Here is a 24908-nt window from a genome sequence, read left to right as displayed (position 1 = left end):
TTCCTCGTTCCGAGCTGCCCACGGCAGCCGGCGAAACCACCCGAAAGCCCGCCTTGAGCGGGCTTTCCTGTTTCTGGCGACAAGCTATGCAAACGTCCCGCGATTCCGCTTCGCCAGCCGAGACTGTATAAGCCTTGCGCCATCGCGCGAGAAAAGGACTCACCGCCCATGTTTCGGCTCCTGCTGCCGGCCCTGCTCCTGGCCCTTGCCGGGTGCGCCACCAAGCCACCCGCGAACCCCGAGAACCTCTGCGAAATCTTCCGCGAGAAGCCGAAATGGCACGAAGCGGCGCTGCAGGTACAGAAGCGCTGGGGCGGGACCGTCCAGGTGCCGATGGCGATGATGTACCAGGAGTCTTCCTTCCGCCACGACGCCCTGCCACCGCGCTACTACTTCCTCGGCTTCATCCCCTGGGGCCGGGTCAGTTCCGCCTACGGCTACGCCCAGGCCAAGGACGAGACCTGGGCCGACTACAAGAAGGAAGCGGGAAGCTGGGGCGCCGACCGTGACGATTTCGCCGACGCGCTGGACTTCATGGGCTGGTACATGAACAAGAGCTACAGCGTGAACGGCGTGTCCAAGTGGGACGCCTACGGCCAGTACCTGAACTACCACGAGGGCTGGGGCGGCTATCGCCAGCGCAGCTACGACGCCAAGCCGTGGCTGAAGACCGTGTCGCAGAAGGTGCAGGCGCGCGCCTACCTGTACGGCGCGCAATACAAGAGCTGCCAGCAGGAACTGTCGGGCGGCGGCTGGTTCTAGCCGCCGCCCATCACCTCACGGCAGGGCGCGCGCTCAGCGCCCCATGATCCGCCGGTACTCGTCGCGATACTCCTCGTACGGCAGGTTGCGCCGCTGCAACTCCATCAGCTGCTGTTCCTGGGTCAGCGGACGGGAGACGTGGGCGACGGTTTCCGCGGCGGCCGGCGCGACCGGCTGCGGCACCGCTTCGGGCGGCTGCACCGGGGTGGTTGGCGGGCGTGACAGCGGCCGGCTGCCGCCAGGGCGGGCGACCAGCAGGGCGCCGGTGATCTCGTCGACGATCTGCTCGGACACCGCACTGACCTCGGACGAGCCCATGGAGCTGAACAGGTCGCCATCGGCCTCGCTGTCATAGCGGCGCGAGGCGAGTAGCTGGCCGGTCAGGCCGTCGTGGTAGCGCACGGTGGAAGTGATCCACTCCTCGCCATCGCTGCCCACGCGATTGTTCGCGCTGTGGCCGGCGCCGACCTCGATCACCACCAGGGTGGACAGGGTATCGGTGGCGCGCGGTTCGCCGTCCTGCACGCTGAGCTGGTAATCGGCCGAATCCGCCTCGTCGCGCAGCGCCTCGCGCCAGCTGGCCTGCAGCGCACTCCAGCGCGGATTGGCGGCTACGCTGGCATCGGGCTGGAAGTTCACCACCAGGACGTGGCGGGTATCGCGGTAGAGCGCGATGGGCGCGGTGCGATCGTCCCTGCGCACGGCCGAGGAGCAGCCGCAGAGCAGGGTGATGGCCAGGGCGAGCGTGACGTAGCGCATGGTGCCTTCTCTTTATTGATCTGCCGGCATTCTGCCAGCGCCGGATGACACCTGCCTATCGTCCGCGGGTCAGTCTTCTTCCCAGTCTTCGTCGTCCAGGCCGGGCTGGAACTCCTCGGCGTCCTCGTCATCCTCCTCGTGGTCACCGGGCAGGTCCTCGAAGAAGGCGGCATCCTCCTCCAGCAGGCCATCCAGATCGTCGTCGAGATCGAGCAGGTGGTCGTGTTCGGGCTCGTGGAGGTCGCGGTCGTCGTCAGTCATGGCCGGTCTTTCGTGGGGGGAAAAAGAAGCAGGAAGCTGAGTATAAGTCGCCCCGGCGGTCGATGGCGCTTTCGGTACGCACGACGCCGCTTTCCGGCCTTGCCGGATCGCGATTCGTCCACGATTCTCTATGGACCACGGGCCTCGCGCCGTGAGACGACGAACAGGGGGTAGGAATGAAGACTGTGGCTCAGCTGTTGAACGCCAAGGCGGACCAGCAGGTTTACACCATCGCCCCGGATGCGCTGGTGATCGATGCATTGCGCCTGATGGCGGACAAGAACCTCGGCGGCCTGCCGGTGGTGGAAGCCAACCAGCTGGTCGGCTTCTTCAGTGAGCGCGACTATGCCCGGCGCCTGGCGCTCAAGGGGCGCAACTCGGAGAACACGCCGATCAGCGCGGTGATGACCGCCCCGGTGATCACCGTGGACACCCACCTCAACGTCGACAAGTGCATGGGCATCATGACCGAGCGCCACCTGCGCCACCTGCCGGTGGTGGAGAACGGCGAGCTGCTCGGGCTGCTGTCCATCGGCGACCTGGTGAAGGCGGCCATCGCCGAACAGGCCGAGCTGATCCAGCAACTGGAACAGTACATCCGCGGCGAGTGATCGCCCGGCGGCCGCTCAGCGCGCGGCCGCCGCTTCCACCTCACCACTTTGCAGGTCGACGATGCTCAGGCAGCCGTCGGCGTAGCCGCTGCCCGTGTCGATGTAATGGGTGTTGCCCAGTCGGCGGACATCCTTGTGTGCGGTATGGCCGACATACAGGCGCTCCAGCCCGGCGATGGGCGTGGCGTCTTCCTTTTCGATCCGCGTGCGTGCCCACATGGCCAGGCCGACGGCATTGCGCCGAGCGGTTTCACCCAGCTCGCCGGCCAGCGCGGCGACGCCGCTGTCCCAGTCGGGGAAGGCTGGTGACACCGGCGCCTCGGCGTGGACGATACCGACGCGACGGCCCTCCCCCAGTTCGACCTCGATCACCAGCGGCAACTGCTGCAGGCGTCGGGCGATGCGTTCGCGGGTCACCGGCGTGAGCTTGTACAGCCAGGCGCCGCCGTTGCGGAAGTGCAGGTCGCGGTCATCGCCGGCCAGCACCACGTCGATCACCAGTTGCTCATGGTTGCCGCGCACCGAGGCGAACCAGGGTTTGGCCAGCCAATCGAGCACCTGCGGCGAATAGGGGCCGCGATCCACCAGGTCGCCGGCGCCGAACAGGCGATCGGCGGACGAGTCGAAGCCGACCCGGTCGAGCAGGCGCTGCAGCAGTTCGAAATGGCCGTGCACATCCCCCACGACGAAATCGCGTCCACGCAGGTTGCGCGGGAAACGCTTGAGGGGTTGCTCCGGCAAGAGGGTATTCATTGCCAACTCCAGGACATTCAGGTGAGCAGCTTATCAGTTGCCCATGGCGTTCCCGTGGCCGTTCGACGAAAGCCTCGGACGCTTGCTGGCCGGCTGCTGCCCAGGCAGCGGCGGCTGGGCATGGACTGCTGCCCCAGCAGCAACGCATCGGCAACTGGCGAAAAAAATCCTTTCAGATCATAGCGTTGAGAAATCGGTACGGAAGTTGCGATGTCCCCTGCAAGCCTTCCGGCCTTCATCACGCGTGAGCCAACACAAGAGCAACGCAACAAAAGCTAGATGCCTTGCGGCGACGACCGAGCACCACAGAGCCAGCCGTCCTTTCGCCGCCCCCTGGGGACACCATGTTCAAACGCACCACCCTTTCCCTTGCCATCCTGGCGAGCCTGGCCAGCGTCGCCGGGCACGCGGCCGATGGCGATACACAGAGCACCGATACACAGAGCACCGATGCTCAGAACACTGCTGCTCATAACACTGAAGAAGGCAGCACCGCGCCGACCCTCGGCAAGGTGGTGGTCACCGCGCAGAAACGCGAGGAGTCGGTGCAGGAAGTACCGGCGCCGATCACCGTGCTGAGCGGCGAGAAGATCCGCGACGCCTCCCTGCAATCGGCCAACGAAGTCACCCGCTACACCCCCAACGCCTCCGCCGGCACCACCGACGGCCACGGCCGCCCGCGCTGGTGGATCCGCGGCCTGGGCACCGGCGATCAGGGCGCCAACACGGTCAGCCCGATCGGCATCTACGTCGACGACGTGTACATCGCCAACATCAGCGCCACCGGCTTCCCGCTGTTCGACCAGGAACGCGTGGAAGTGCTGCGCGGCCCGCAGGGCACGCTGTGGGGCAAGAACACCACGGGCGGCGCGATCAACTTCATCTCGCGCAAGCCGACCTTCAGCCCCGAGGGCTACTTCAAGGTCGACCTGGGCAACTACGCCAACCGCATCGTCGAAGGCGCGGTGAGCGACGCACTGGTGGACGACAAGCTGGCCGGGCGCCTGTCCTTCCACCACCAGGGTCGCGACGGCTACACCGAGAACCAGAACGACGGCAACGACCAGGGCGCGCTGGAAGACGACGCCGTGCGCCTGCAACTGGCGGCGCGGGTGAACGACAACCTCGACGCCAACCTCAACGTCCACGCCCGCCACTATCACGACACCGCCAGCTACAACACGGTGAGCTACGGCACCCGACCGGACGGCACCAACCAGTTCGGCTATGCCATCGACCCGAAGCTGGGCAAGGCCAACTTCAACGCCAAGTACCAGGCCGAGATCGACCAGGCCGGCAGCAACCTCAACCTGGTCTGGCAACTGGGCGACCTGGAGCTGACCTCCATCACCGCCTTCGAGCACTTCAGCCGCGACGGCTGGACCGACAGCGACAACACCCCGCTGGAACTGCAGCGCAGCTACAGCTATGCCGACAGCCAGCAGTGGTCGCAGGAACTGCGCCTGGCCTCGCCGCGTACTGACCGGCTGAACTGGGTGCTGGGCTTCCACTACTTCAACGAAGACCTGCAGTCGAAGAACGCCAACGCCGCGTTGCCCAACGTCTACGTCCCCAGCTACTACAACAACGTCAGCTACGACCAGAAGACCGAGAGCTACGCCATCTTCGGCAGCACCACCTACAACTTCACCGACGACTTCAGCCTCACCGCCGGCCTGCGCTGGACCCGCGAGACCAAGGACATCGACCTCGAACGCCTGGTCAACCGCGGCGCCGCCAGCTTCGGCGACGGCCACTGGTGGCAGCCGGGCAACGTCGCCTCGCCGCTGATCGTCAACGCCACCCAGGACGAGAGCAACACCTGGAGCGACTACAGCTGGGACCTGACACCCGAGTACCGCATCTCCGATAACGCCCGTGCCTACTTCCGCTACGCCCGTGGCTTCCGCTCCGGCGGCTACAACGCCGGCGTCACCAGCCAGGCCACCGTGGCCAAGGTCGACCCGGAATACCTCACTTCCTACGAGCTGGGCCTGAAGTCGGAATGGTTCGACGGCCGCCTGAACGCCAACGCCAGCGTGTTCTACTACGACTACAAGGACATCCAGCTCAACATCGTCACCGCGGTGAACAACCAGACCGTCTCGCGCCTGGCCAACGGCGCCCAGGGCGAGGCCTACGGCGCCGAGTTCGAACTCGAGGCCATCCCGGTGCAGAACCTCCACGTCAACTTCGGCCTGGGCCTGCTGCACACCGAGTTCACCGACTACACCTCGGGCAGCGACGACTTCTCCGGCAACCACTTCGTCCGCGCGCCCAGCGTCTCGGCGGTGATCGGCGCCGACTACCGCATCCCGCTGAACGTCGGCGGCGCGGTGATCCTCGGCACCGACTGGAACACCCGCAGCCGCCAGTACTTCTTCACCAACGACCAGAGCGCCAACATGCGCAGCGGCGGCTACACCCTGGGCAACGCACGGGTGACCTACGAGCTGCCGGGGGAAACCACCCGCGTCACCGCCTACGTCAACAACCTGGCCGACCGCGAGTACCGCAACCACACCCTGCCGGGCGGCTACCAGACCGCCGCCGTGATGTATGGCGACCCGCGCACCTTCGGCGTCTCGGTCACCACCGACTTCTGAGCGAGGTAATTCCCATGAACCTTCTGCATCGCGTACTGCGCCGACTGCTGCCTGCCGCCGTGCTGCTCGCAGGCGGCGCCCTGGCCGCCGAGCAGCCCACCACCCTGCGCATCGCCACCGTGGCCTACGCCAACGCCGGGCAGATCACCTTCAACGGCCCGTCCTACGTCATCGACCGCGACAAGTGGCTGGAGCAGCAACTGGCCCAGCGCGGCATCAAGCTGGAATGGGTGCCGGCCGCCACCGGCTCGGTGGGCACCTTCGTCAACGAGGAGTTCGCCAACAAACGTATCGACTTCGCCTTCTACGGCGACCTGCCGTCGATCATCGCCAACGCCTCGGGGGTGCAGACCCAGCTGATCGTCCCCGGCGGCATCGGCAACAACGTCTACCTGGTGGTGCCGCCGGGCTCCACGGCGAAATCCATCGCCGACCTCAAGGGCAAGCGCATCGCCCTGCACCGCGGCCGGCCGTGGGAACTGTCGTTCGCCAAGCTGCTGGAAGCCAACCACCTGGGCTTCGAGGACTTCCGCATCTTCAACCTCAACCCCCAGGCCGGCGCCGCCGCCTTGAGCGCCGGGCGGGTGGATGCCTTCTTCACCCTGAGCGACGCCTTCCTGCTGGAAGACAAGCAGGTCGGCCGCATCATCTGGTCGAGCAAGGAAGCGCCGGCGGACTGGAAGATGCGCGCCGAAGTCTGGGGCGCGAAGGACTTCGTGAAGGAGCATCCCGACCTCACCCAACTGGTGGTGGACGCCTACCTGAAGGCCGCCTGGTGGGTCTCCCAGGACGCCAACCAGGCGGCTTACCAGGACGCCCAGGCGCGCTCCGGGGTGCCGGTGAGCGTACTGCAGCGCGAGGTTTCCGGCGAACCCTGGCCGGCGCACTTCTCCCCGCTCTACGACGATGCCCTGCGCCAGCACTACACCGACGGCATCGCCTACAGCCTGAAGGCGAAGCTGATCCGCAACGAGGTGAAGGTGGATGACCTGCTGGAGCCGAAGTTCGTCGAGCAGGGATTGAAGAACCAGCAACTCCAGGGCTTCTGGAAAGAACAGGCGAAAACCGTCGCCAGCCAGCCCTGAACTTCCGAGTCTCCGAACTTCCGAACTTCCGAACTTCCGAACTTCGTTGCAGCAGATTCGCTGGAACATTTCTTCAACAACAAAAAGAGCCCCGTTATCGGGGCTCTTTGGTTTTAACGGAAAAACTTCCCAGCGCACTGTTCATGACAAGTAGCTGCCCCAGCAGCACTGTAAAAGCAGTTGCTGCAGCAACAGCAGAAAAACACCGGAAATCCGCCTGAAACCGCTCTAAAACGCATGGCACAGTGCTTGCTCTGGCTCACTCATAACTTATTAAAAGCCCCCGAGTGACTGCCATGAAGCATGCAAGAGAGTTTCACCTGACGCCTTTGGCCATTGCACTTTCCAGTGCACTTTTACTGGCGCCGGAAATTGCACTGTCCAGCGAAACAAAAGCCCAGCAGGACATTACCCTGAGCACGGTCACCGTGCAGGGACAAAGCCAGGAAACCCAGGTCGGCGACGCCCGCAAGGAAGTGGCGCCAGTATCCAAGGGCACACTGACCAAATCCCAGCTGGAGAAATTCGTCGGCCTCGACAGCGCCGTCACCGGCGCCCTCAAGTACCTGCCCGGCGTGCACGTCAGCGGCGGTGACAACAGCGGCATCACCGAAGGCGGCTTGAACATCCGCGGCTTCTCCCAGGACCAGATCGGCTTCGTCCGCGACGGCATCCCGCTCAACGATCCGCAGTTCCTCACGCCCCACGCCGACTTCATGGGCGACCCGGAAAACTACGAGTCGGTGTCGGTGCTCTACGGCTCCTCCTCGATCAACGCGCCGACCCTCACCGCCAGCGGCGGCAGCGTGCTGATCAGGTCCGTGGCGCCAACCAAGGAAAGCGGCCTGCTGGTCAAGCAGAACGTCGGCAGCGACAACCTGTTCCGCACCTTCGCGCGAGTGAATACCGGCGAAGTGGACGGCTTCTCCGCCTGGCTCTCGGCCTCGCGCACCACCGCCGACCTCTGGGACAACAGTGGCGGCGAGCTGTCCTCCAACCGCTACGAGGGCAACCTGCAGTACGAATGGGGCAACGGCAACCGCATCAACGGCCTGTTCTCCAGCTTCCTGATGCGCACCAACAGCTACAACCACCCGACACTCGCCGAGTACCGCGCCAACAAGTACGACCAGGGCTACCCGCGGGACATCTATCCCACCAAAGGCAACGGCACCAACGGCGTCCCCGACGTCACCGTTCCCGGCCAGAGCGCAGCGGCCTCGCGCGCCGACTTCAAGATCCAGACCTACGCGCTCAACGGGCTGTTCAACCTGTCCGACAAGGTCCAGCTGAAGGTCGACCCGTACTTCGTCCGCGTCACCGACGGCACCGCCGCCGTGGCCGTGGTGCCGGTCAACGAGAACAACGTCAACGCCGACCTCAATCGCGATGGCGACCAGATCGACCCGCTGGTGACCGGCGCGCTGAGCGTCTACCCGACGCAGTACCGCATCGGCTCCACCAACACCCTGGACTTCCTGATCAACGACGACCACACCCTGCAGCTGGGCCTGTGGACCGACTACACCCACGCGCGCAACCAGTTCCCGGTGGTCGAGATCAAGGGCAACGGCAAGCCCGCCGGCATCGACGGCAGCCACAAGCTGCGCGACGGCGACGGCAACGCCATCTACTTCACCGACCAGCGCAACGAGATCACCACCCAGAAGCTCTGGCTGCAGGACACCTGGGACATCACCTCGCAGCTCGTCCTCACCGGCGGCCTGGCCTGGCAGCACACCGAAAACAAGGGTGACGACCGCCTGACCGGCTTCAAGGGCAGCGCCGACTACAACCGCTTCCTGCCCAGCCTGAGCCTGAGCTACCAGCTCGATGGGCAGCAGCAGCTCTACTACAACACCACCTCGAACATGCGCACCCCGGCGGTGGCCTCGGTCTATGGCCGGGCCGATGGCGGCGACAAGCAGAAGCCGGAAGTCACCTGGAACCAGGAGATCGGCTGGCGCTACAGCACCGACGACGTACTGCTCAGCGCCGCACTGTTCTACGACCGGTTCAAGGACCGCCAGGCGGCGTTCGAGGAAGTCTCCGGCGTCACCTCCTACTTCAACGCCGGCGACGTCACCACCAAGGGCCTGGAACTCTCGCTCAACGGCCTGCTGCCTTCGAACTTCAACTACTTCGCCTCCTGGACCTACCTGCGCTCCACCCAGGACGACGACTACAGCGCCGGCGGCGCCAGCCTCGACACCAAGGGCAACCAGCTCTACGACACCCCGCGCAACCTGTTCAGCGCCGGCATCGGCTACGACAACCAGACCTTCTACGCCAACTTCCTCGGCCGCCACACCGGCAGCTTCTACGGCGACCTGGCGAACAACGAGAAGATCGGCGGCTACACCGTGTTCGACGCCAACCTGGGCTACCGCCTCAAGGACCTGGGCAGCGCGCTGAAGGAAACCACCCTGACGCTCAACCTCAACAACGTCTTCGACAAGCACTACCTGTCGGGCGTGAACTCGGGGACGGTCTCCGCCGACCCGGCCGACGGCGACTTCTACGGCGCGCCCAAGTACTACAAGGGCGCCCCGCGCGCCCTGGTCGCCGGCATCTCCGTCGGCTTCTGATCACCCTGCGCGTGCCCGGCGCGGGAGCGTCGGGCCGGGAGACAACATGACCACCAACCATTACAACCATCTCATCGTTGGCGGCGGCAGCGCCGGCAGCGTGCTCGCCAGCCGGCTGTCTGCCGACCCGCGGCGCCGCGTCCTGCTCATCGAAGCCGGGCCGGACACCCCGCCGCAAGCCACGCCAGCGGAAATCCTCGACGGCCACAATCCCTTCCGCCTGCGCCTGGAATTGCGCGAGCGCTACTTCTGGCCGGACCTGAGCGTGCGCCACGGCGCGCAGCCCGCAGGCGTCGAGCGCCCCGAGCGCTACCTCGAACAGGCCCGCGTGCTCGGCGGCGGCTCCAGCGTCAACGTGCTGGTGGCCAACCGCGGCCTGCCGCGCGACTACGACCAGTGGGCGGCGCTGGGCGCCGCAGGCTGGGGCTGGGACGACGTGCTGCCCTACTTCCGCAAGCTCGAACGCGACACCGACTACGCCGGCCCGCTGCATGGCCACAACGGGCCGATCCCGATCAGCCGTGTCGCCACCGGCGACTGGACCCCCTTCACCCGCTCCGTGGTCTCCGCGCTGCAAGCCGAAGGCCTACGCGACATCGGCGACCAGAACGGCGTGTTCGACGACGGCTACTTCGCCCCGGCGGTGAACCTCGAACATGGCCAGCGCGTCTCCGCTGCCCGCGGCTACCTCAACGAACAGGTGCGCGCACGGCCCAACCTGACGCTGTGGACCGACAGCCAGGTGCTCGGCCTGCAGCGCGACGGCCAGCGCATCACCGGCGTCGAACTGCTGCGCGATGGCGAGCGCATCACCGTCCAGGCCGGCGAAGTCATCCTCGCCGCCGGCGCCCTGCACTCCCCGGCCATCCTGCTGCGCAGCGGCATCGGCCCGGCCAGCCAGTTGCAGGAACTGGGCATCGAGGTGCTCGCCGATCGCCCCGGCGTCGGCGGCAACCTGTGGGAGCACAGCTCGCTGGGCACCTTCGCCACGCTCAGCGACGCGGCCCGTTCCGATGCCGTGCTGGCGCGCCCCGGCACCTCGCACCAGCTCGGCATCCGCGTGTCGTCGGGCGTCGATCCGCAGACGCCATCGGACCTCTACCTGGCGGTCGGCGCAGACGCCGAGCGCGGCGTCGCCCACGCGCTGTTCTGGATCAACAAGCCCAGCTCCAGCGGCCGCCTGACCCTGCGTGACCGCGACCCGGCAAGCCCGCCCCAGGTCGACTTCAACCTGCTCTCCGATCCGCGCGACCTGCAACGCGCCCGCGTAGCGCTGCGCATCATCCAGCGGCTGTTCAAGCATCCGGTGCTGGCGCGCTACGAGCTGCAACTGGCGCTCACTCCCTTTGCCGTGCCTCAGCCGGGCGGGCCGAAACTCGATGCGCTGCTCAATGACGACGTCGCCCTGGAGGCCTACCTGCGCCGGAACATCGGTGGCGTCTGGCACCCCAGCGGCACCTGCCGCATCGGCGCCGCCAACGATCCCCAAGCGGTGGTCGACAGCGCCGGCCGCGTCTACGGCGTCGAGGGCCTGCGGGTCGCCGACGCCTCGATCATCCCGGTGATTCCCACCGCCAACACCAACCTGCCGACCCTGATGCTCGCCGAGAAGATCGCCGACGCCATCCTGGGCGGTGCCTGAGGAGCCCGCCATGTCCCGTCATGAACTGTTGATCGATGGCCGCCCGCAGGCGGCCGCGCACTACGACCGGGTCATCGACCCGGCCAGCGAAGAACTGGTCGGCGAAGCCGCCCGCGCCAGCCTGGAACAGGTCGACCAGGCGGTGGCAGCCGCAAGCCGGGCCTTCCCGGCCTGGGCCGCCGACTTCGATGGCCGCCGCCAGAGCCTGGCGCGCGCCGCCGAGCGCGTGCGCGAGAACGCCCAGGCGCTGGCCGAACTGATCACCCGCGAACAGGGCCGTCCACTGCGCTCGACCCTGGAGGAAGTGGCCGGCGTCGCCGCCACCTTCGAGCACCACGCGCACCTCGACCTGCCTGCCGACACGGAGCTGCGCGACGACGGCGAGCGACTGGTGAAGATCAGCCGCCGGCCGCTGGGCGTGGTCGCCGCCATCACCCCGTGGAACGTCCCGCTGATCCTGCTGGTGCTGAAGATCGCGCCGGCCCTGCACGCGGGCAACACCGTGGTGGCCAAGCCGTCCGAACACACGCCGCTGTCCACGCTGCTGCTGGCGCGTCTGCTGGCCGATGTGTTCCCCGCTGGCGTGCTCAACGTGATCGCCGGCGCCGGCGAGGTCGGCGAGCACCTGGCGCGCCATCCGGCCGTGCGCCACGTGACTTTCACCGGCAGCGTCGCCACCGGCAAGCGCCTGTATGCCCGCGCGGCCGACGACCTCAAGCGCCTGACCCTGGAGCTGGGCGGCAACGACGCGGCACTGGTGCTGGAGGACGCCGATCTCGACGCCATCGTCGAGCCGCTGTTCTGGGGCGCTTTCTGGAACAGCGGCCAGGTGTGCTTCGCGATCAAGCGCCTGTACGTCCACACCAGTCTGTTCGAGCTGCTGCTGGCCGCCCTGGCTGAACGCGCACAGCGCACCCGCCTCGGCCACGGCCTGGACCCGCAGACCGAGCTCGGCCCGCTGACCAATCCGCAGCAACTGGAGCGGGTCATCGCCCTGGTGGAAGACGCCAGAGCACGTGGCGCGCGCATCCACAGCGGCGGCGCACAAGCGGATGGTCCCGGCTACTTCTACCCGCCGACCCTGGTCAGCGGCATCGCTGCCGGCGTCGCGCTGGTGGACGAGGAACAGTTCGGCCCGGTGCTGCCGGTCATCCCGTTCGACGATGTGGAAGACGCCATCGCCCAGGCCAATGCCAGCCCATACGGCCTCGGCGCCTCGGTGTGGACCCGCGACCTGGCGCACGGCGAAGCCATCGCCGCACGACTGGAAGCGGGTCTGGCCTGGGTCAACCAGCACGGCCATATCCAGCCCGGCGCGCCCAAGGGCGGGCACAAGTGGAGCGGCCTCGGCTACGAGGGCGGCCAGCGCGGCTACGAAGCCTTCAGCGAACTCCAGGTCCTGAACATTTCGCGGCGCTGAGGCGCCGCTTCCCCCTTCAAGAGGATTTCCCGATGCGTGCCGGAAGCTGGCCCTCGATCCTGCTCACCCTGGCCTTCGCCGTGATCATCGCGGCGTGCCACGGCAAGACCATCCTGCTGGTCGCCGACGTCGCCAACGCCTTCTCGGTCAGCCCTTCGCGGGCCAGCTGGGTGGTGTCGGCGGTGGCGGTGGTCGCCGCCCTCGCCTCGCCCCTGGTCAACTGGATCGTGGCGCGGGTCGGCGAACGCCGCGCCATCGTCTTCGGCCTGTTGCTGGCGGCAGCGTGCAGCTACCTGGCCAGCCGCAGCGAAGACTTCGCCACGTTGATTGCCCTGCGCGTGGTCGAAGGCGCCGGCTACATCAGCGTGGTGCTCGCCGCGCTGGCGCTGCTGGTACACACCACCGAAGGCCGTCGTCGCACCACGGCGCTGGCGTTCTGGTCGGTGGCGTCGCCGCTGGGCGGTGCCATCGCCATCTTCGCCGTGGCGCCCTATGTCGGCGGCCAGCACGGCGAATGGCGCACCGCCTTCAGCGGCCATGCGGCGGTGCTGCTGGTGCTCCTGCTGGCCACCCCGCTGCTGCCGGCGGTCAACCTCGCCAGCCGCAGCGAACGCCACTCCCTGCGCCAGACCCTGCGCCTGTATGCCGAACCCTCGGTGCTGCGCCTGGCGCTGGCGGTGGGCGCGCCACTGACCGTTGCCCTGGGCCTGGTGACCATCACCCCGGACTACTTCATCCACGGCCTGGGGGTGGCGCCCGCGACCATCGGCGTGATCTCCACCATCGGCATCCTCTCCAGCGTGCTGGCCGGGTTGCTGGCCGGCTTCGTGCTCAACCTGCGCTTCCTCGGCCCGCTGGCGGTGGTCGGCGGCGCGCTGATCGGCGTGGTACTGGAGGTCGTGGTGTTCATCCCCGGCATCGCGCCGAGCACCGCCATCGTGGCGAAGATCGTCCAGGGCTTCTTCGGCAGCTTCGTGGTCGCCTGGGTGTTCACCAGCATCCCGCGCATGAGCCGTGGCGGCGACGTGATGGGTGCCGGCGGCGTGGCCGAACAGGCGCTGTACCTGTCGATGTTCCTCGGCCCGGTGCTGCTGTTCCCGCTGTTCAGCCTGCCCTCGCGCCTGCCGTTCTTCGCCGTGCTGATCGTCGCCAGCCTGCTGCCGCTGTTCCTGCTGCCCCTGGGGTTGCGCTGGCGCGCGGCAGAGCCGCCGGTCACCGCCTGAACCCACAGGAAGCCACACTCATGCTTTTCGCAGGATGGGTGGAGCTTGCGATACCCATCAGCCGTGGCCGGGCAAAACACGATGGGTATCGCTTCGCTCCACGCCATCCTACGAAGGCGCGCCGGAAAGCCTGGAGTATAGGTCTGTGCAGGAGCGAGCTTTCTCCCACGAAAGCATCCGAGGCGGCCGGCCCACCCCGAGGAAATGACAACCACTCGGTGCTATCATATTGAGATAGCATTTTTGGATGCAGAACCACCACCGCAAAACCCTCGCCATGATCTTTCGCACGCCAACCAGTGCGTCGATAGTCTTTACCGACATCGAAGCCCTGGTCGTGCATCTGGGCGGCAGCGTGGAAGAGCGTGAAGGGTCGCGAGTACGGCTGGTTCTGCAAGGGCAGACCTGGCGCTGCCATCGCCCGCATCCGGGCAAGGAAGCCAAGCGTTACCAGGTCGAGGAAGCCCGCGAATTCCTGCGCCGGGCTGGAGTGAAAGCATGAGCCGCATGACCTACAAGGGCTACACCGCCCGCATCGAGTTCGACGAGCGCGACGACCTGTTCGTGGGTCGGTTGCTGGGGGTGCACGACATCATCAGCTTCCACGCCGACAGTGTTGGCGGCTTGCATGCCGCCTTGCAGGAAGCGGTGGAAGACTACCTCAGCGATTGCGCGGAGCGCGGTGTCGAGCCGGAAAAGCCTGCGTCGGGCAAGATCATGCTGCGCATCCGCCCAGAGGTTCACGCTGCCGCCGCCATTGCGGCAAAGGCCTCCGGCAAGAGCCTGAACCAGTGGGCGGAAAGTGTTTTCGAACGTGCGGCCCGCAGGCGCACCAGCGGCTGAGTGCGGATTTGTAGGAGCGATCTTGCTCGCGAACAAACCCCGCTGCGGAATCTGTTCGCGAGCAAGCTCGCCCCTGCGAAAAGACCACCCATTCGCAGCCATGAAAAAGCCCTCGCAAGAGGGCTTTTTCATGCCGTGAAGAAACTCAGGCCGCCGCACCCAGCAGCTTCTGGCCCTGCTCCCAGAGGCCGGTCATCTTCCACTGTTGCTCCAGCACGCCGGGGCCGAATTCCTTCGAGCCGCCGAGGCTTTCGGCGAGGCCCTGGAAGTAGGCGCCCTCCTCCAGCAGCAGGATCAGCTTGGACGCCTTGATCAGGTCGTCGCCCCAGAAGGTCGCGCCGCCGTTGGCTTCGAGGATGGCCGGGGTGTGCGGGTTCTCGGCCAGCCTGTCGAGGATGAACAGCGGCTCGGGCTGGCGGCGGTCGATGTAGATCGGCAGCTCGCGGGCCAGGGTCACGCGCTGGGAGGCGGCGTAACGGATCGGCAGCAGGCGGTGGGCGCTGGCCCAGCCGCCGAGGTAGGCGGTGTGCACGTGGATCACCACGTTCACCTCCGGGCGCGCCTGGAAGATCGCCGCGTAGCGCTTGCCGTTGCCGCCGGCGCCCCGACCGCTGAGCGGGGTCGCGCCGGGGATGCTTTCGTCGAGGATCACCTCGCCGTCATAGGTGGCGACCACCGCGCGGATTTCCTGGTCGTCGGCCCAGGGGTTGGGCGCGTGGACGGCGATCACCTGGTCACTGTCCGGCACCCGCACGTAGGCCTGGTAGGTGTTGGTGGCGGTAAGGGTGCGGCTTTCCTTGAGCACGCGGAAGGCCTTGGCGAAGTCGCGGCGGACCTGTTCGAGCTGGCTGGCGAGTCGGGGATCGAGGGTGGACATGGAGTGCCTCCTGGCAGTCGGGGATGGATGAACCGCATGGCGGTGTTCCACTGCCTGAGCAGGACTTGTGCCAGTAAAAAATAGCCATACCAATCAACTACTTGCTCACGAAAGGCAGCAGAAATCCAGGCCGGACAGGCGAAATTGCTGCCCGCCCAGCATCCCCTGCTGACCCACTGCTGCTGTACAGACAAACGCCCTGCTGCCACAGCAGCACGCCAGCTCGAAAGCCGCGCCCCGCCTGGCCTGCAGGCTTTGGGCACAGCCCTTGCTCAAGACCCTGCACGAGCAGCACGACGCTGCCCCGCCATGCAAAGGAGCAAGCCCATGAGCACCGAATTCTTCTGGCGACTGCCGCTGGGCAGCGACGGTCCCTATCTCGCCTCGGACAAGAACAACCGTGGCAGCCACATCGAACGGCCCGGCAACATCGCCCCGGGCCGCCTGCCCAACGGCGAGCCGGACGGTTTCACCTACATCGACTACATCGCCCAGGTCGCCAAGGCCGCCGAGATCGCCGGCTTCGAGGGCGCGCTGCTGCCCACCGGGCCGGAGCCGTGGATCGCCGCCGCCGCGTTGGCCCGCGAGACCCGCCGGATCAAGTTCCTCATCGCCTTCCAGGCTGCCTGGACCCTGCCGGCCTACGCCGCCCAGCAGGCCGCGATCCTCCAGCACCTGTCCCGCGACCGCCTGGAGTGGAACATCATCACCGGCGGCAACCCCGCCAGCCAGCGCGCCAACGGCGACTTCCTCGAGCACGACAAGCGCTACCAGCGCACCGGCGAGTTCCTCGACATCATCGACGGCCTGTGGAAGAACGAGCAGTTCTCCTACCAGGGCGACATCTACCAGCTGGAGAACGGTTCGTTGCCGATCGCGCTGCGCAACGTGCGTAAACCGGGCGTGTACTTCTCCGGCTTCTCCGACCCCGCACTGGACGTCGCAGCCAAGCACGCCGACGTCTACCTCAACTGGGCCGAGCCCATCGACAAGCTCAAGCCGCACCTGGAGCGCGTGCGCGAGCTGGCCGACAAGCAGGGCCGCGAGATCCGCTTCGGCATCCGCATCGACCTGTTCGCCCGCGAGACCGAAGAGGCCGCCTGGAGCGAGCTGCGCCGCCAGTACGAGCGCATCGATGCGCGCACCAGCGCCTTCATCAAGAACTTCGCCACCGGCTCGGATTCCGTCGGTGCCGCGCGGCAGACCGCCTACCACCAGAACGTCGAGCGCTTCGACGACCTGATCCTCGGCCCCAACCTCTGGGCCGGCTTCGGCAAGGCCAAACCGGGGCCGACCATCGGCCTGGTGGGCAGCCACGAGAACGTCGCCGAGCGCCTCGCCGAATACCGCGACGCCGGCTTCTCCACCTTCATCCTCGCCGGCAATCCGCACCTGGAAGAAGCCCTGCGCATCGGCCAGGAAGTCCTGCCGCTGGTGCAGGGCAAACGCGCCGACGTCCACGAACTCAAGGCCCGCGCCTGACCCACAAGGAGCTGCACATGTCCCGTCCCCTCGATACCCTCTGGTACACCCGTTGCCCGGTCCCCACCGGCCTTGGCATCGCCGTGCAGAAAGGCTGGCTGGAAGAATCCCTCGCCGAGCAGGGCACGCAGATCAAGTCGCTGCGCGAGTCCGCCGACCAGGCGGTGCGCGAGTCGCACTTCGACCACACCCTGCAGAACTCGGTGCGTCACGGCGGCAATATCCCGGCCATCTGGGCCCGCGCCAGCGGCCGCGAGACCCGCGTGATCGGCCTGTCCTGGGCCGATGAGGCGCAGCTGATCCTGACCACCGCCGAGAGCGGCATCCGCACCGTGCGCGACCTCAATGGCCGGCGCTTCGGCCTGCCGGACTGGAGCGGTGCACAGATCGACTTCACCCGCGCCCAGGCCATCCGCGGCCTGGAGAACGCCCTGCGCCTGGAAGGCCTGGAAGTGCGCGACCTGGAGCTGGTGGACTTCGGCCTGAAGGGCACCTTCAGCGACGAGGCGCCGGGCAACATCGTCGGCATCACCGGCCACGGCGGCAGCCGTCGGCGCAGCCAGAACCCGGAACTGGTCGGGCTGCTGCGCGGCGAGGTGGACGCGATCTTCCTCAAGGGCGCCCACGCCGTGCAGCTGGCGCAGCAGTTCGGCCTGCACACGGTGATCGACACCGGCGCGCACCCCGAGCCGCTGATCCGCGCCAACAACGGCACGCCGCGCACCCTGAGCGTCGACCTCAACCTGCTGGAGCAGCACCCCGACGCCGCCACCGCGATCCTCGCCTCGGTCCTGCGCGCCGAGGACTGGGCGCACCAGCACCCGGACGACACCCGCCGCTACCTGGCGCGGGAAACCAACAGCAGCGAGTTCTGGGTCGCCACCGCCTATGGCGAGGACGCCCACCTGCGCCTGCGCACCAACCTCGACGAAGGCTCGATCCTCGCCCTGCAGGACTTCACCGACTTCCTGCAGCGCTGGAACTTCATCCCGGCGCGCTTCGACGTGCGCGAGTGGATCGACCCGCGCCCGCTGGAAGCCCTGCGCAGCCGCCTCGCGCAGAAAACCGGCTGATCAACGTCACGAGGGCGCTTCCCTCTGTTTCCCGACCTGGCCCCCGCGCGACGGCGCGGGGGCTTTCCTCCCCGACGGACACCCATGAGCACACCGCTGGAAACCCTCTGGTACACCCACAGCCCCGTTCCCACGGGCCTCGGCATCGCCGTCGAATCCGGGCGCCTGGCCCAGGCCTTCCGCCCGTTCGGCACGCGCATCCAGTCGCTGCGCGAGTCCTCCGAGCGCGAGGTGCGCGAGGCGCACTTCGACCACCACCTGCCCTACTCCGTGCGCCACGGCGGCAACATCCCGGCCATCTGGGCCCGCGCCAGCGGCGCGCGCACGCGGGTGATCGGCTTGTCGTGGAGCGACGAGGTGCAGCTCATCGTCAGCGCGCCGGACAGCGGCGTGCGCAGCATCCGCGACCTGCGCCATCGGCGCTTCGGCCTGCCGAAGTGGGCCAACGTGCAGATCGACTTCACCCGCGCCCAGTCCCTGCGCGGCCTGGAAAACGCCCTGCGCCTGGAAGGCCTGGAAGTGCGCGACGTCGAACTGGTGGACTACCCCTACGGCGGCACCTTCAGCGACGACCCTGTGCGCCATGTGTTCGGCGCCCAGGTGGCACTCAAGGGCAACCGCGTGGTGCAGCGCAACAACGAGCTGATCGGCCTGCTGCGCGGCGACATCGACGCCATCTTCCTCAAGGGCGCCCACGGCCTGCAGTTGGCCCACGAGTTCGGCCTGCATGTGGTGCTGGACGTCGGCTCGCACCCCGAGCCGCTGGTGCGTTCCAACATCGGCACGCCGCGCACCCTGACCGTCGACCAGCAACTGCTGGACGAACACTTCGATGCCGCCGTGCTGGTGCTCGACACGGTACTGCGCGCCGAGCAATGGGCCTGGGCGCACCCGGAGGAGACCCGCCGCTTCCTCGCCCGCGAGCTGAACACCAGCGAGTTCTGGGTAGCCAGCGCCTACGGCGAGGACGCGCACCTGCGCCTGCAGACCAACCTGGCAGAGCGCTCGCTCAACGCCCTGCGCGACCTCACGCAGTTCCTGCAACGCTGGGAATTCATCGGCGAGCACTTCGACGTCGACCACTGGATCGACCCGCGCCCGCTGGAAGCCCTGCTGGGGAAGATCGATGTCGCCATCTAGCCCGGCGCGGCCCGCCGCCTTCCTCCTCAACTTCATGCTGCTGGCGGCGTTCAGCGGCGCCACCATCGGCATGGCGAAGATCGTCACCACGCTCTACGCCATCAGCATCGGCGCCAACGCCATGCAGATCGGCATCATCTCGGCCATGGAAGCGCTCGGCATGGTGATCCTCACCCTGCCCGCCGGCTTCGTCATCGCCCGCTTCGGTGCGCGCCGGATGTACTTCCTCGCCAGCCTCGGGCCGATGCTGCTGAACCTGGCCATCCCGCTGCTGGGCGGCTGGCTGTGGCTGGCCTTTGCCCGCCTGCTGATCGGCCTGTGCATCCCGTTCCGCATCGTCGCCATGAACAGCGCCTTCCTCCGTCAGCTCAAGCGCATCGGCAACGACAAGGCCGGCTGGTACCGCGGCTCGCTGACCTTGGGCATGGGCCTGCTCGGACCGCTGCTGGGCAACTGGCTGAGCGCTGCGGCGAGCTTCACCTGGGGCTTTGCCGCCATCGGCCTGTGCTTCGGCCTGATGGCCTTCTACAGCCTCGGCTTCTGGGAAGGCGAAGCACCCAGCGACGATGTGCCGGTGGCCGCCGCCACCGGAGGATTGCTGCAACAGGTCGGCGCCATGCTGGCCAATGTCGAGATCGCCGAGAGCTGCCTGATCGAACTGCTCAGCGCCGCCACCAGCGCGCTGTTCGGCACCTTCATCCTGCTGCTGGCGATGGAAGTCGCCGGCCTCTCCCAAGGCCAGGCAGTGAGCCTGGTGATGATCCAGGGGCTGGCCTCGGTGCTTGGGCTGTTCGGCTTCGGCTACCTGATCGAACGCAGCGGCCGGCGCCTGGCCTACATCGGCAGCCTGTCAGCCGCACTGGCCGCCCTGCTGCTGCTCGGCATCGCGCGTGACTACTGGCTGCTGGCCCTGGGTGGGGTGCTGCTCAGTGCGGCGGCCGCGCTGATCCATCTGGTGAACATGGCCCAGCTGGGCGAGCACGCCATGGACAAGAGCAAGATTTCCGGGCTGTTCAACCTCGCCTCCATGTCCGGCAGTTTTTCCGGCGCGCTGCTGGGCGGGGCGATCAGCCACTTCGTCGGGCTGGGCAACCTGTTCCTCTGCTGGATTCCCCTGGTGCTGCTGGCCGCGCTGTTCTGCTGGCAACGCAAGCTGCGCCGTCAGAGCGCCGAGCCGTTGCTCGGCCAGGAGGGCTGAGCCATGAGCCGCACACTCGATCGCCTGAGCTGGTTCGCCTCGCCGCTGCTCCTGCTGCTGGCCTGGTTCGTCGCCGCCCGCGCCGGCTGGTTCCCGCCGCAGCTGCTGGTGCCGCCGGCGGAAGTCTGGCTCAGCTTCCAGGACCTGCTGGCCAGCGGCGAGCTGCGCGAGCACGTGACCAACAGTCTGTCGCGGCTGGCCATCGGCTTCTCCATCGGCGCCATCGGCGGGCTGCTGTTCGGCACCGCCATGGCCCTGTCGAAGACCGTGGAAGCCTACTGCGCGCCGCTGTTCCACACCCTGCGCCAGGTGCCGTCGATCGCGCTGATCCCGATGTTCATCCTGTTCTTCGGCGTGGAAGAGACCTTCAAGATCCTCATCGTCACCAAGGCCGCCTTCTTCCCCGTGGCGCTGGCCGCCAGCGAGGGCGTGAAGGGTATCCCGCGTGGCTATTTCGAGGTCGCCAGCGTGTACCGCCTGCCGCTGTGGAGCCTGCTGCGCGACGTCGCCTTCCCCGCCGCCGCGCCGCCCATCGTCACCGGCCTGCGCATCAGCCTGAGCCGCGCCTGGATGGTGCTGGTGGCCGCCGAACTGCTCGCCGCCGACAGCGGTCTGGGGCAGATGATCGAGCTGAGCCGGCAGATGCTGCGCATCGACATCGTGATGGTCGGCGTGGTGGTCACCGGGGCCATCGGCTTCGTCCTCGATTTCGCCTTCCGCCTGCTGGAGAAGCGCCTGCTGCGCTGGAGACCGACACCATGATCCGACACCTCAGCAAGCTGCGCGGGCTGCTGCTGCCGGCGCTGCTGATCGCCGCCTGGCACTGGCAGTCGCAACAGGGCGCCAGCGCTGCCTATGCCTTCGTGCCGCTGGAGCGCATCGGCGCCGGCTTCGTCGAGCTGATCCGTACTGGTGAGTTGTGGCTGAGCGTCAGCGCCAGCCTGCAACGCACCTGCCTCGGCCTGCTGCTGGGCGTGCTCGCCGGCTTCGCGCTGGGCGCCGGCATGGCGCTGTCGAAGCCCCTGGAGCGGCTATTCGCGCCGCTCTACCACACGATCCGCCAGGTGCCGATTCTCGGCCTGATCCCGCTGATCGCCCTGTGGTTCGGCAGCGGCGAGCCGTCCAAGGTACTGATCGTCAGCCTCGCCGCCTTCTACCCGATGACGCTGAACGCCTTCGAGGGCTTCCGCGACGTGGAGAAGCGCTACCGCGAAGTCGGCCGGCTGTATGCCTTCGGCCCCTGGCAGCAGTTCCGCGAAGTGCTGCTGCCCGGCGCGCTGCCGAGCCTGAGCAACGGCGTGCTGCACGCGCTGGCCTTCGCCTGGGTCAGTTCGGTGGGCTGCGAGCTGTTCCTCTCCACCGGCATGGGCCTGGGCAACCTGATGATGAACGCCGAGACCGGCTCGCGCATGGAGATCGTGGTGATCGGCGTGCTCAGCATCGGCCTGCTCGGCTACGCCATGAACCAGCTGTTCGCCCGCGCCGCGCGCCACCTGCTGCGCTGGCGCAACCTGCGCTGACCCCTTTGCCATGAGTGCCCAGACCATGAACGCGATCCTCGATCCCGCCCTCCTTCCGGCCCAGCAGGCGCAACACGGCGCACTGGCCATCCAGGGCCTGAGCAAGGCCTATTCCATCGACGGCCGCAGCCTGCCGGTGCTGCAGAACATCGATCTGGCGGTGCGCCCCGGCGAGTTCGTCAGCATCGTCGGCGCCAGCGGCTGCGGCAAATCCTCGCTGCTGCGGCTGATCGTCGGCCTGGAAAACGACTACAGCGGGCGCATCCTGCTCGACGGCCAGACGGTGACCGGCACGGGCCTGGAACGCGGCATCGTGTTCCAGGACCACCGCCTGTTCCCCTGGAAGACCGTGGAGCAGAACGTCGCCCTGGCATTGAAGAAACAGAAGCTGACTCGCGCCGAGAAGCGCGAACTGGTCGCCGACCACCTGGAACTGGTGGGGCTGACCGGCTTCGAGCAGGCCTACCCGCACCAGCTCTCCGGCGGCATGGCCCAGCGCGCCGCCATCGCCCGCGCGCTGATCACCCGGCCCAAGGTGCTGCTGCTGGACGAGCCCTTCGGCGCCCTCGACGCCCTCACCCGCGTGCGCCTGCAACACGAGCTGCAACGCATCTGGGTGCAGCAGCGCAGCACCATGATCATGGTGACCCACGACGTGGAAGAGGCGCTGTACCTGGGCGACCGGGTGATCGTCATGGACGCGCGGCCGGGGCGGATTCGCCATGAGGTCCGCGTGGACCTGCCGCATCCGCGGGAGCGTGGGCATTCGCGGCTGACGACATTGAAAGAAGAGTTGCTGGCGGAGCTGATGCAGGGGTGATCCTGTTGTAGGGCGCATAACCCGGAACGGGTTATCCGCCATCGGCGGATAACGCCAGGGGCGTTATGCGCCCTACGGGACTGATCGATGCGTAGGAGCGGACTCCGTCCGCGATCGGCATCCGGCGCGTTGCGAAGCTATCGCGGACGGAGTCCGCTCCTACGTCGCCTGTTAGTACGCCGCGGTGGCTTTTCTCTCCCTGGACCAGCCCTGCGCAATGACGGAGCGCCACGAGAATGTCGACGTAGGATGGCGTGGAGCGCAGCGATACCCATCATTTCTGCGCAGCAACAGCATGGGTATCGCAAGCTCCACCCATCCTACGTCCGTGATTCGCCGGCAGCCTCGGCGCTGGCAGCGGACAACGCCGCCGGGAAATCCGGGTGATACCCCGCGCCGATCTCCTCCAGCACCCCCGCCTTGCGCAGCTTGCCCAGCACCCGTGCATTGGCCTCGCACAGGCGCACCTCGATGCCGCGCCGCTGCAGCTGTTCGATCACTTCCTGCAGCGTCTGCAGACCGGTGATATCCATGAACGGCACATGGCGCAGGCGGATGATCAGTACCTTGGGGTCGGTGTGGGTCTTGGCCAGGGCGCGCTCGAAGGTTTCCGCCGCGCCGAAGAACAGCGGCCCCTCGATGCTGTAGACCAGCACGCCGGGCGGCAGCTCACCGAGGCCGCGGCCACGCAGTTCGACGTCCAGCTCCGGGCCGTCGTCGGCGTGGACTTCCACCGAGGACGCCATGCGCCGCAGGAAGTGCAGCATGGCGAGGATCACGCCGATGTTCACCGCGATCACCAGGTCGCTGAACACGGTGAGCAGGAAGGTCACCAGCAGGATGGCCACGTCGGCGCGCGGCGCACGCTTGAGCATGAACAGGAAGTGCCGCGCCTCGCTCATGTTCCAGGCCACCACGAAGAGGATCGCCGCCAGTGCGCAGAGCGGGATGTTCGACGCCAGCGGCGCGAGGAACAGCAGGATCAGCACCAGGGTCGCGGCGTGGGTGACGCCGGCCAGCGGGCTGTTGCCGCCGTTGCGGATGTTGGTCGCGGTACGGGCGATGGCGCCGGTGGCGGCGATGCCGCCGAACAGCGGGGTGACCAGGTTGGCGATGCCCTGGCCGATCAGCTCCTGGTTGGAGTCGTGGCGGGTGCCGGCCATGCCGTCGGCGACCACCGCCGAGAGCAGCGACTCGATGGCGCCGAGCATGGCGATGGCGAAGGCCGGGCCGATCAGTTCGAGCACGCGCGGCAGAGTCACTTGCGGCAGGCTGAAGCTCGGCAGGCCCTGGGGGATACCGCCGAAAGCGCTGCCGATGGTAGCCACGCCATCGAAATGGAACAGCGACTGGATGGCCGTCACCACCACCATCGCCACCAGCGGGCCGGGCACCCGGCTCAGGCCCTTGATGCGCGGCGAGAACAGCACCAGCGCCAGGCTCAGCGATGCCAGCAGCGTCGTCGCGATGTGCAGTTGCGGCAACGCCTGGAGCAGATGCCAGAGCTTCTGGTGGAAATGCTCGCCGGTCACCGCCGGCAGGCCGAAGAAGTCCTTCCACTGGCCGACCCAGATGATCACCCCGATGCCGGCGGTGAAGCCGACGATCACCGGCGCGGGAATGAAGCGGATGATGCTGCCCAGGCGGCTGACGCCCAGCAGCACGAGGATCGCCCCGGCCATCAGCGTGGCAATCTGCAGGCCGTCGACGCCGTACTTGGCGGTGACTCCGGCGAGGATGACGATGAACGCGCCGGTGGGCCCGGCGATCTGCACGCGGCTGCCACCCAGCAGCGAGACCAGCACGCCGGCAAAGATCGCCGTGTAGATGCCCTGCTCGGGCTTCACTCCGCTGGCGATGGCGAAGGCCATGGCCAATGGCAGCGCCACCACCCCGACTATGACCCCGGCCACCAGGTTGCGCGTCCAGTGCTCGCGGCCGAACAGTCCGGCCTTCCAGGCTTCTCGCAGGGCGATCATCACAGTCTCCGACGGGATATCGATGCTCGATGCTAGCAGGCCGCAGACCGGAATGGCCTGGCGCAGGTCATGCCTGTGGCGTGCTGTCGCAGGAGAAACAGAGTGAACAAGATATTGCACAACCCAGAGAGCACGCAGGGTCCAGCAGGGTTGCAAAGCGCCTGTTCATGGGCGTTCATGACGAAAATCAACCGGGTTGATTTGCCAGTGAAGCGGAAAAAAGGCACAATATGTTCATTATGTTGAACATCAAGGCTCTACCTCTC

At 67.2% G+C, this 24908-nt stretch carries 22 protein-coding genes; 17 read left to right on the top strand and 5 right to left on the bottom strand.

Going from position 1 to position 24908, the window contains the following annotated elements:
* Window positions 1–168 precede the first annotated feature (168 nt).
* Window positions 169–762, top strand: coding sequence for a hypothetical protein (locus tag HNP46_RS04565; RefSeq protein ID WP_184586316.1), 594 nt, complete (start codon window positions 169–171; stop codon window positions 760–762).
* 33 nt (window positions 763–795) lie between these two features.
* On the opposite strand, the gene HNP46_RS04560 is transcribed toward HNP46_RS04565, so the two are convergent.
* Window positions 796–1521: a hypothetical protein gene (locus HNP46_RS04560; RefSeq protein WP_184586315.1), complete on the bottom strand. Its 726-nt coding sequence runs from the start codon at window positions 1519–1521 to the stop codon at window positions 796–798.
* A 69-nt stretch (window positions 1522–1590) separates the two neighbouring features.
* A complete protein-coding gene (locus tag HNP46_RS04555; RefSeq protein WP_184586314.1) occupies window positions 1591–1782 on the bottom strand; it encodes a hypothetical protein in 192 nt (63 codons plus the stop codon).
* A 176-nt stretch (window positions 1783–1958) separates the two neighbouring features.
* Between HNP46_RS04555 and HNP46_RS04550 the strand changes: the two genes are divergently transcribed.
* Window positions 1959–2393, top strand: a complete 435-nt coding sequence (locus HNP46_RS04550) for a CBS domain-containing protein (RefSeq protein WP_184586313.1) — start codon at window positions 1959–1961, stop codon at window positions 2391–2393.
* Between the two features lie 15 nt (window positions 2394–2408).
* On the opposite strand, the gene HNP46_RS04545 is transcribed toward HNP46_RS04550, so the two are convergent.
* Window positions 2409–3146, bottom strand: coding sequence for a metallophosphoesterase (locus HNP46_RS04545; protein WP_184586312.1), 738 nt, complete (start codon window positions 3144–3146; stop codon window positions 2409–2411).
* Window positions 3147–3490: 344 nt separating this feature from the next.
* On the opposite strand from HNP46_RS04545, the gene HNP46_RS04540 reads away from it, so the two are divergent.
* The 8 genes from HNP46_RS04540 to HNP46_RS04505 all read left to right on the top strand — a co-directional run bounded on the left by HNP46_RS04540 (window position 3491) and on the right by HNP46_RS04505 (window position 14553).
* A complete protein-coding gene (locus HNP46_RS04540; protein ID WP_184586311.1) occupies window positions 3491–5752 on the top strand; it encodes a TonB-dependent receptor in 2262 nt (753 codons plus the stop codon).
* Window positions 5753–5766: 14 nt separating this feature from the next.
* Window positions 5767–6837 carry an ABC transporter substrate-binding protein gene (locus HNP46_RS04535; protein ID WP_184586310.1) on the top strand — a complete coding sequence of 357 codons (1071 nt, stop codon included), beginning with the start codon at window positions 5767–5769 and terminating at the stop codon, window positions 6835–6837.
* Window positions 6838–7133: 296 nt separating this feature from the next.
* Complete coding sequence (locus tag HNP46_RS04530; RefSeq protein ID WP_184586309.1) at window positions 7134–9425, top strand: TonB-dependent receptor family protein; 2292 nt, start codon at window positions 7134–7136, stop codon at window positions 9423–9425.
* A 46-nt stretch (window positions 9426–9471) separates the two neighbouring features.
* The gene (locus tag HNP46_RS04525; protein ID WP_184586308.1) at window positions 9472–11067 is read left to right on the top strand and encodes a GMC family oxidoreductase; all 1596 of its coding nucleotides are present in this window, start codon (window positions 9472–9474) and stop codon (window positions 11065–11067) included.
* A gap of 10 nt (window positions 11068–11077) precedes the next feature.
* Window positions 11078–12487, top strand: coding sequence for an aldehyde dehydrogenase family protein (locus HNP46_RS04520; protein WP_184586307.1), 1410 nt, complete (start codon window positions 11078–11080; stop codon window positions 12485–12487).
* A gap of 32 nt (window positions 12488–12519) precedes the next feature.
* Entirely contained in the window at window positions 12520–13710 is a 1191-nt protein-coding gene (locus HNP46_RS04515; protein WP_184586306.1) for an MFS transporter, read from the top strand.
* Window positions 13711–13957: 247 nt separating this feature from the next.
* Window positions 13958–14212 carry a type II toxin-antitoxin system HicA family toxin gene (locus HNP46_RS04510; RefSeq protein WP_184586305.1) on the top strand — a complete coding sequence of 85 codons (255 nt, stop codon included), beginning with the start codon at window positions 13958–13960 and terminating at the stop codon, window positions 14210–14212.
* Window positions 14209–14553: a type II toxin-antitoxin system HicB family antitoxin gene (locus HNP46_RS04505; RefSeq protein ID WP_184586304.1), complete on the top strand. Its 345-nt coding sequence runs from the start codon at window positions 14209–14211 to the stop codon at window positions 14551–14553. Before HNP46_RS04510 ends, HNP46_RS04505 begins: the two co-directional genes overlap by 4 nt.
* A 145-nt stretch (window positions 14554–14698) precedes the next feature.
* Here the strand turns inward: HNP46_RS04505 and HNP46_RS04500 are convergent, their stop codons facing one another.
* Window positions 14699–15430 (bottom strand): class II aldolase/adducin family protein, encoded by a 732-nt coding sequence (locus HNP46_RS04500; protein ID WP_184586303.1) that lies wholly within the window; start codon window positions 15428–15430, stop codon window positions 14699–14701.
* Between the two features lie 327 nt (window positions 15431–15757).
* Between HNP46_RS04500 and HNP46_RS04495 the strand changes: the two genes are divergently transcribed.
* The 7 genes from HNP46_RS04495 (at window position 15758) to HNP46_RS04465 (ending at window position 22663) form a co-directional block, all read left to right on the top strand.
* Entirely contained in the window at window positions 15758–16912 is a 1155-nt protein-coding gene (locus HNP46_RS04495; protein ID WP_045213251.1) for an LLM class flavin-dependent oxidoreductase, read from the top strand.
* 17 nt (window positions 16913–16929) lie between these two features.
* A complete protein-coding gene (locus HNP46_RS04490) occupies window positions 16930–17985 on the top strand; it encodes an ABC transporter substrate-binding protein (RefSeq protein ID WP_184586302.1) in 1056 nt (351 codons plus the stop codon).
* An 84-nt stretch (window positions 17986–18069) separates the two neighbouring features.
* On the top strand, window positions 18070–19125 hold the full coding sequence (locus HNP46_RS04485; RefSeq protein ID WP_184586301.1) for an ABC transporter substrate-binding protein: 1056 nt from the start codon (window positions 18070–18072) through the stop codon (window positions 19123–19125).
* Window positions 19112–20323 (top strand): MFS transporter, encoded by a 1212-nt coding sequence (locus HNP46_RS04480; RefSeq protein WP_184586300.1) that lies wholly within the window; start codon window positions 19112–19114, stop codon window positions 20321–20323. The genes HNP46_RS04485 and HNP46_RS04480 overlap by 14 nt, the downstream gene beginning before the upstream one ends.
* A 3-nt stretch (window positions 20324–20326) precedes the next feature.
* Complete coding sequence (locus HNP46_RS04475; protein ID WP_184586299.1) at window positions 20327–21085, top strand: ABC transporter permease; 759 nt, start codon at window positions 20327–20329, stop codon at window positions 21083–21085.
* Window positions 21082–21843: an ABC transporter permease gene (locus HNP46_RS04470; RefSeq protein WP_184586298.1), complete on the top strand. Its 762-nt coding sequence runs from the start codon at window positions 21082–21084 to the stop codon at window positions 21841–21843. The genes HNP46_RS04475 and HNP46_RS04470 overlap by 4 nt, the downstream gene beginning before the upstream one ends.
* A gap of 25 nt (window positions 21844–21868) precedes the next feature.
* Window positions 21869–22663: an ABC transporter ATP-binding protein gene (locus HNP46_RS04465; protein WP_184586363.1), complete on the top strand. Its 795-nt coding sequence runs from the start codon at window positions 21869–21871 to the stop codon at window positions 22661–22663.
* A 320-nt stretch (window positions 22664–22983) separates the two neighbouring features.
* Here HNP46_RS04465 and HNP46_RS04460 read toward each other — a convergent pair whose 3' ends face one another.
* Window positions 22984–24642, bottom strand: coding sequence for a SulP family inorganic anion transporter (locus HNP46_RS04460; protein ID WP_184586297.1), 1659 nt, complete (start codon window positions 24640–24642; stop codon window positions 22984–22986).
* Between the last annotated feature and the right edge of the window lie 266 nt (window positions 24643–24908).

Source organism: Pseudomonas nitroreducens (assembly GCF_014204515.1).
GTDB classification, from domain to species: domain Bacteria; phylum Pseudomonadota; class Gammaproteobacteria; order Pseudomonadales; family Pseudomonadaceae; genus Pseudomonas; species Pseudomonas nitritireducens_A.
The sequence above is the reverse complement of the archived record's forward strand: the minus strand, read 5'-3'. Positions and strand labels throughout refer to the sequence as shown.

What these genes read in the sequence shown, in the direction of transcription:
- HNP46_RS04485 (WP_184586301.1), top strand. Translation starts at nt 18,070, where the DNA reads ATGAGCACACCGCTGGAAACCCTCTGGTACACCCACAGCCCCGTTCCC.
- HNP46_RS04565 (WP_184586316.1), top strand. Translation starts at nt 169, where the DNA reads ATGTTTCGGCTCCTGCTGCCGGCCCTGCTCCTGGCCCTTGCCGGGTGC.
- HNP46_RS04535 (WP_184586310.1), top strand. Translation starts at nt 5,767, where the DNA reads ATGAACCTTCTGCATCGCGTACTGCGCCGACTGCTGCCTGCCGCCGTG.
- HNP46_RS04525 (WP_184586308.1), top strand. Translation starts at nt 9,472, where the DNA reads ATGACCACCAACCATTACAACCATCTCATCGTTGGCGGCGGCAGCGCC.
- HNP46_RS04540 (WP_184586311.1), top strand. Translation starts at nt 3,491, where the DNA reads ATGTTCAAACGCACCACCCTTTCCCTTGCCATCCTGGCGAGCCTGGCC.
- HNP46_RS04560 (WP_184586315.1), bottom strand. Translation starts at nt 1,521, where the DNA reads ATGCGCTACGTCACGCTCGCCCTGGCCATCACCCTGCTCTGCGGCTGC.
- HNP46_RS04480 (WP_184586300.1), top strand. Translation starts at nt 19,112, where the DNA reads ATGTCGCCATCTAGCCCGGCGCGGCCCGCCGCCTTCCTCCTCAACTTC.
- HNP46_RS04550 (WP_184586313.1), top strand. Translation starts at nt 1,959, where the DNA reads ATGAAGACTGTGGCTCAGCTGTTGAACGCCAAGGCGGACCAGCAGGTT.
- HNP46_RS04500 (WP_184586303.1), bottom strand. Translation starts at nt 15,430, where the DNA reads ATGTCCACCCTCGATCCCCGACTCGCCAGCCAGCTCGAACAGGTCCGC.
- HNP46_RS04545 (WP_184586312.1), bottom strand. Translation starts at nt 3,146, where the DNA reads ATGAATACCCTCTTGCCGGAGCAACCCCTCAAGCGTTTCCCGCGCAAC.
- HNP46_RS04515 (WP_184586306.1), top strand. Translation starts at nt 12,520, where the DNA reads ATGCGTGCCGGAAGCTGGCCCTCGATCCTGCTCACCCTGGCCTTCGCC.
- HNP46_RS04465 (WP_184586363.1), top strand. Translation starts at nt 21,869, where the DNA reads ATGAACGCGATCCTCGATCCCGCCCTCCTTCCGGCCCAGCAGGCGCAA.
- HNP46_RS04530 (WP_184586309.1), top strand. Translation starts at nt 7,134, where the DNA reads ATGAAGCATGCAAGAGAGTTTCACCTGACGCCTTTGGCCATTGCACTT.
- HNP46_RS04510 (WP_184586305.1), top strand. Translation starts at nt 13,958, where the DNA reads ATGCAGAACCACCACCGCAAAACCCTCGCCATGATCTTTCGCACGCCA.
- HNP46_RS04475 (WP_184586299.1), top strand. Translation starts at nt 20,327, where the DNA reads ATGAGCCGCACACTCGATCGCCTGAGCTGGTTCGCCTCGCCGCTGCTC.
- HNP46_RS04555 (WP_184586314.1), bottom strand. Translation starts at nt 1,782, where the DNA reads ATGACTGACGACGACCGCGACCTCCACGAGCCCGAACACGACCACCTG.
- HNP46_RS04470 (WP_184586298.1), top strand. Translation starts at nt 21,082, where the DNA reads ATGATCCGACACCTCAGCAAGCTGCGCGGGCTGCTGCTGCCGGCGCTG.
- HNP46_RS04505 (WP_184586304.1), top strand. Translation starts at nt 14,209, where the DNA reads ATGAGCCGCATGACCTACAAGGGCTACACCGCCCGCATCGAGTTCGAC.
- HNP46_RS04495 (WP_045213251.1), top strand. Translation starts at nt 15,758, where the DNA reads ATGAGCACCGAATTCTTCTGGCGACTGCCGCTGGGCAGCGACGGTCCC.
- HNP46_RS04520 (WP_184586307.1), top strand. Translation starts at nt 11,078, where the DNA reads ATGTCCCGTCATGAACTGTTGATCGATGGCCGCCCGCAGGCGGCCGCG.
- HNP46_RS04490 (WP_184586302.1), top strand. Translation starts at nt 16,930, where the DNA reads ATGTCCCGTCCCCTCGATACCCTCTGGTACACCCGTTGCCCGGTCCCC.
- HNP46_RS04460 (WP_184586297.1), bottom strand. Translation starts at nt 24,642, where the DNA reads ATGATCGCCCTGCGAGAAGCCTGGAAGGCCGGACTGTTCGGCCGCGAG.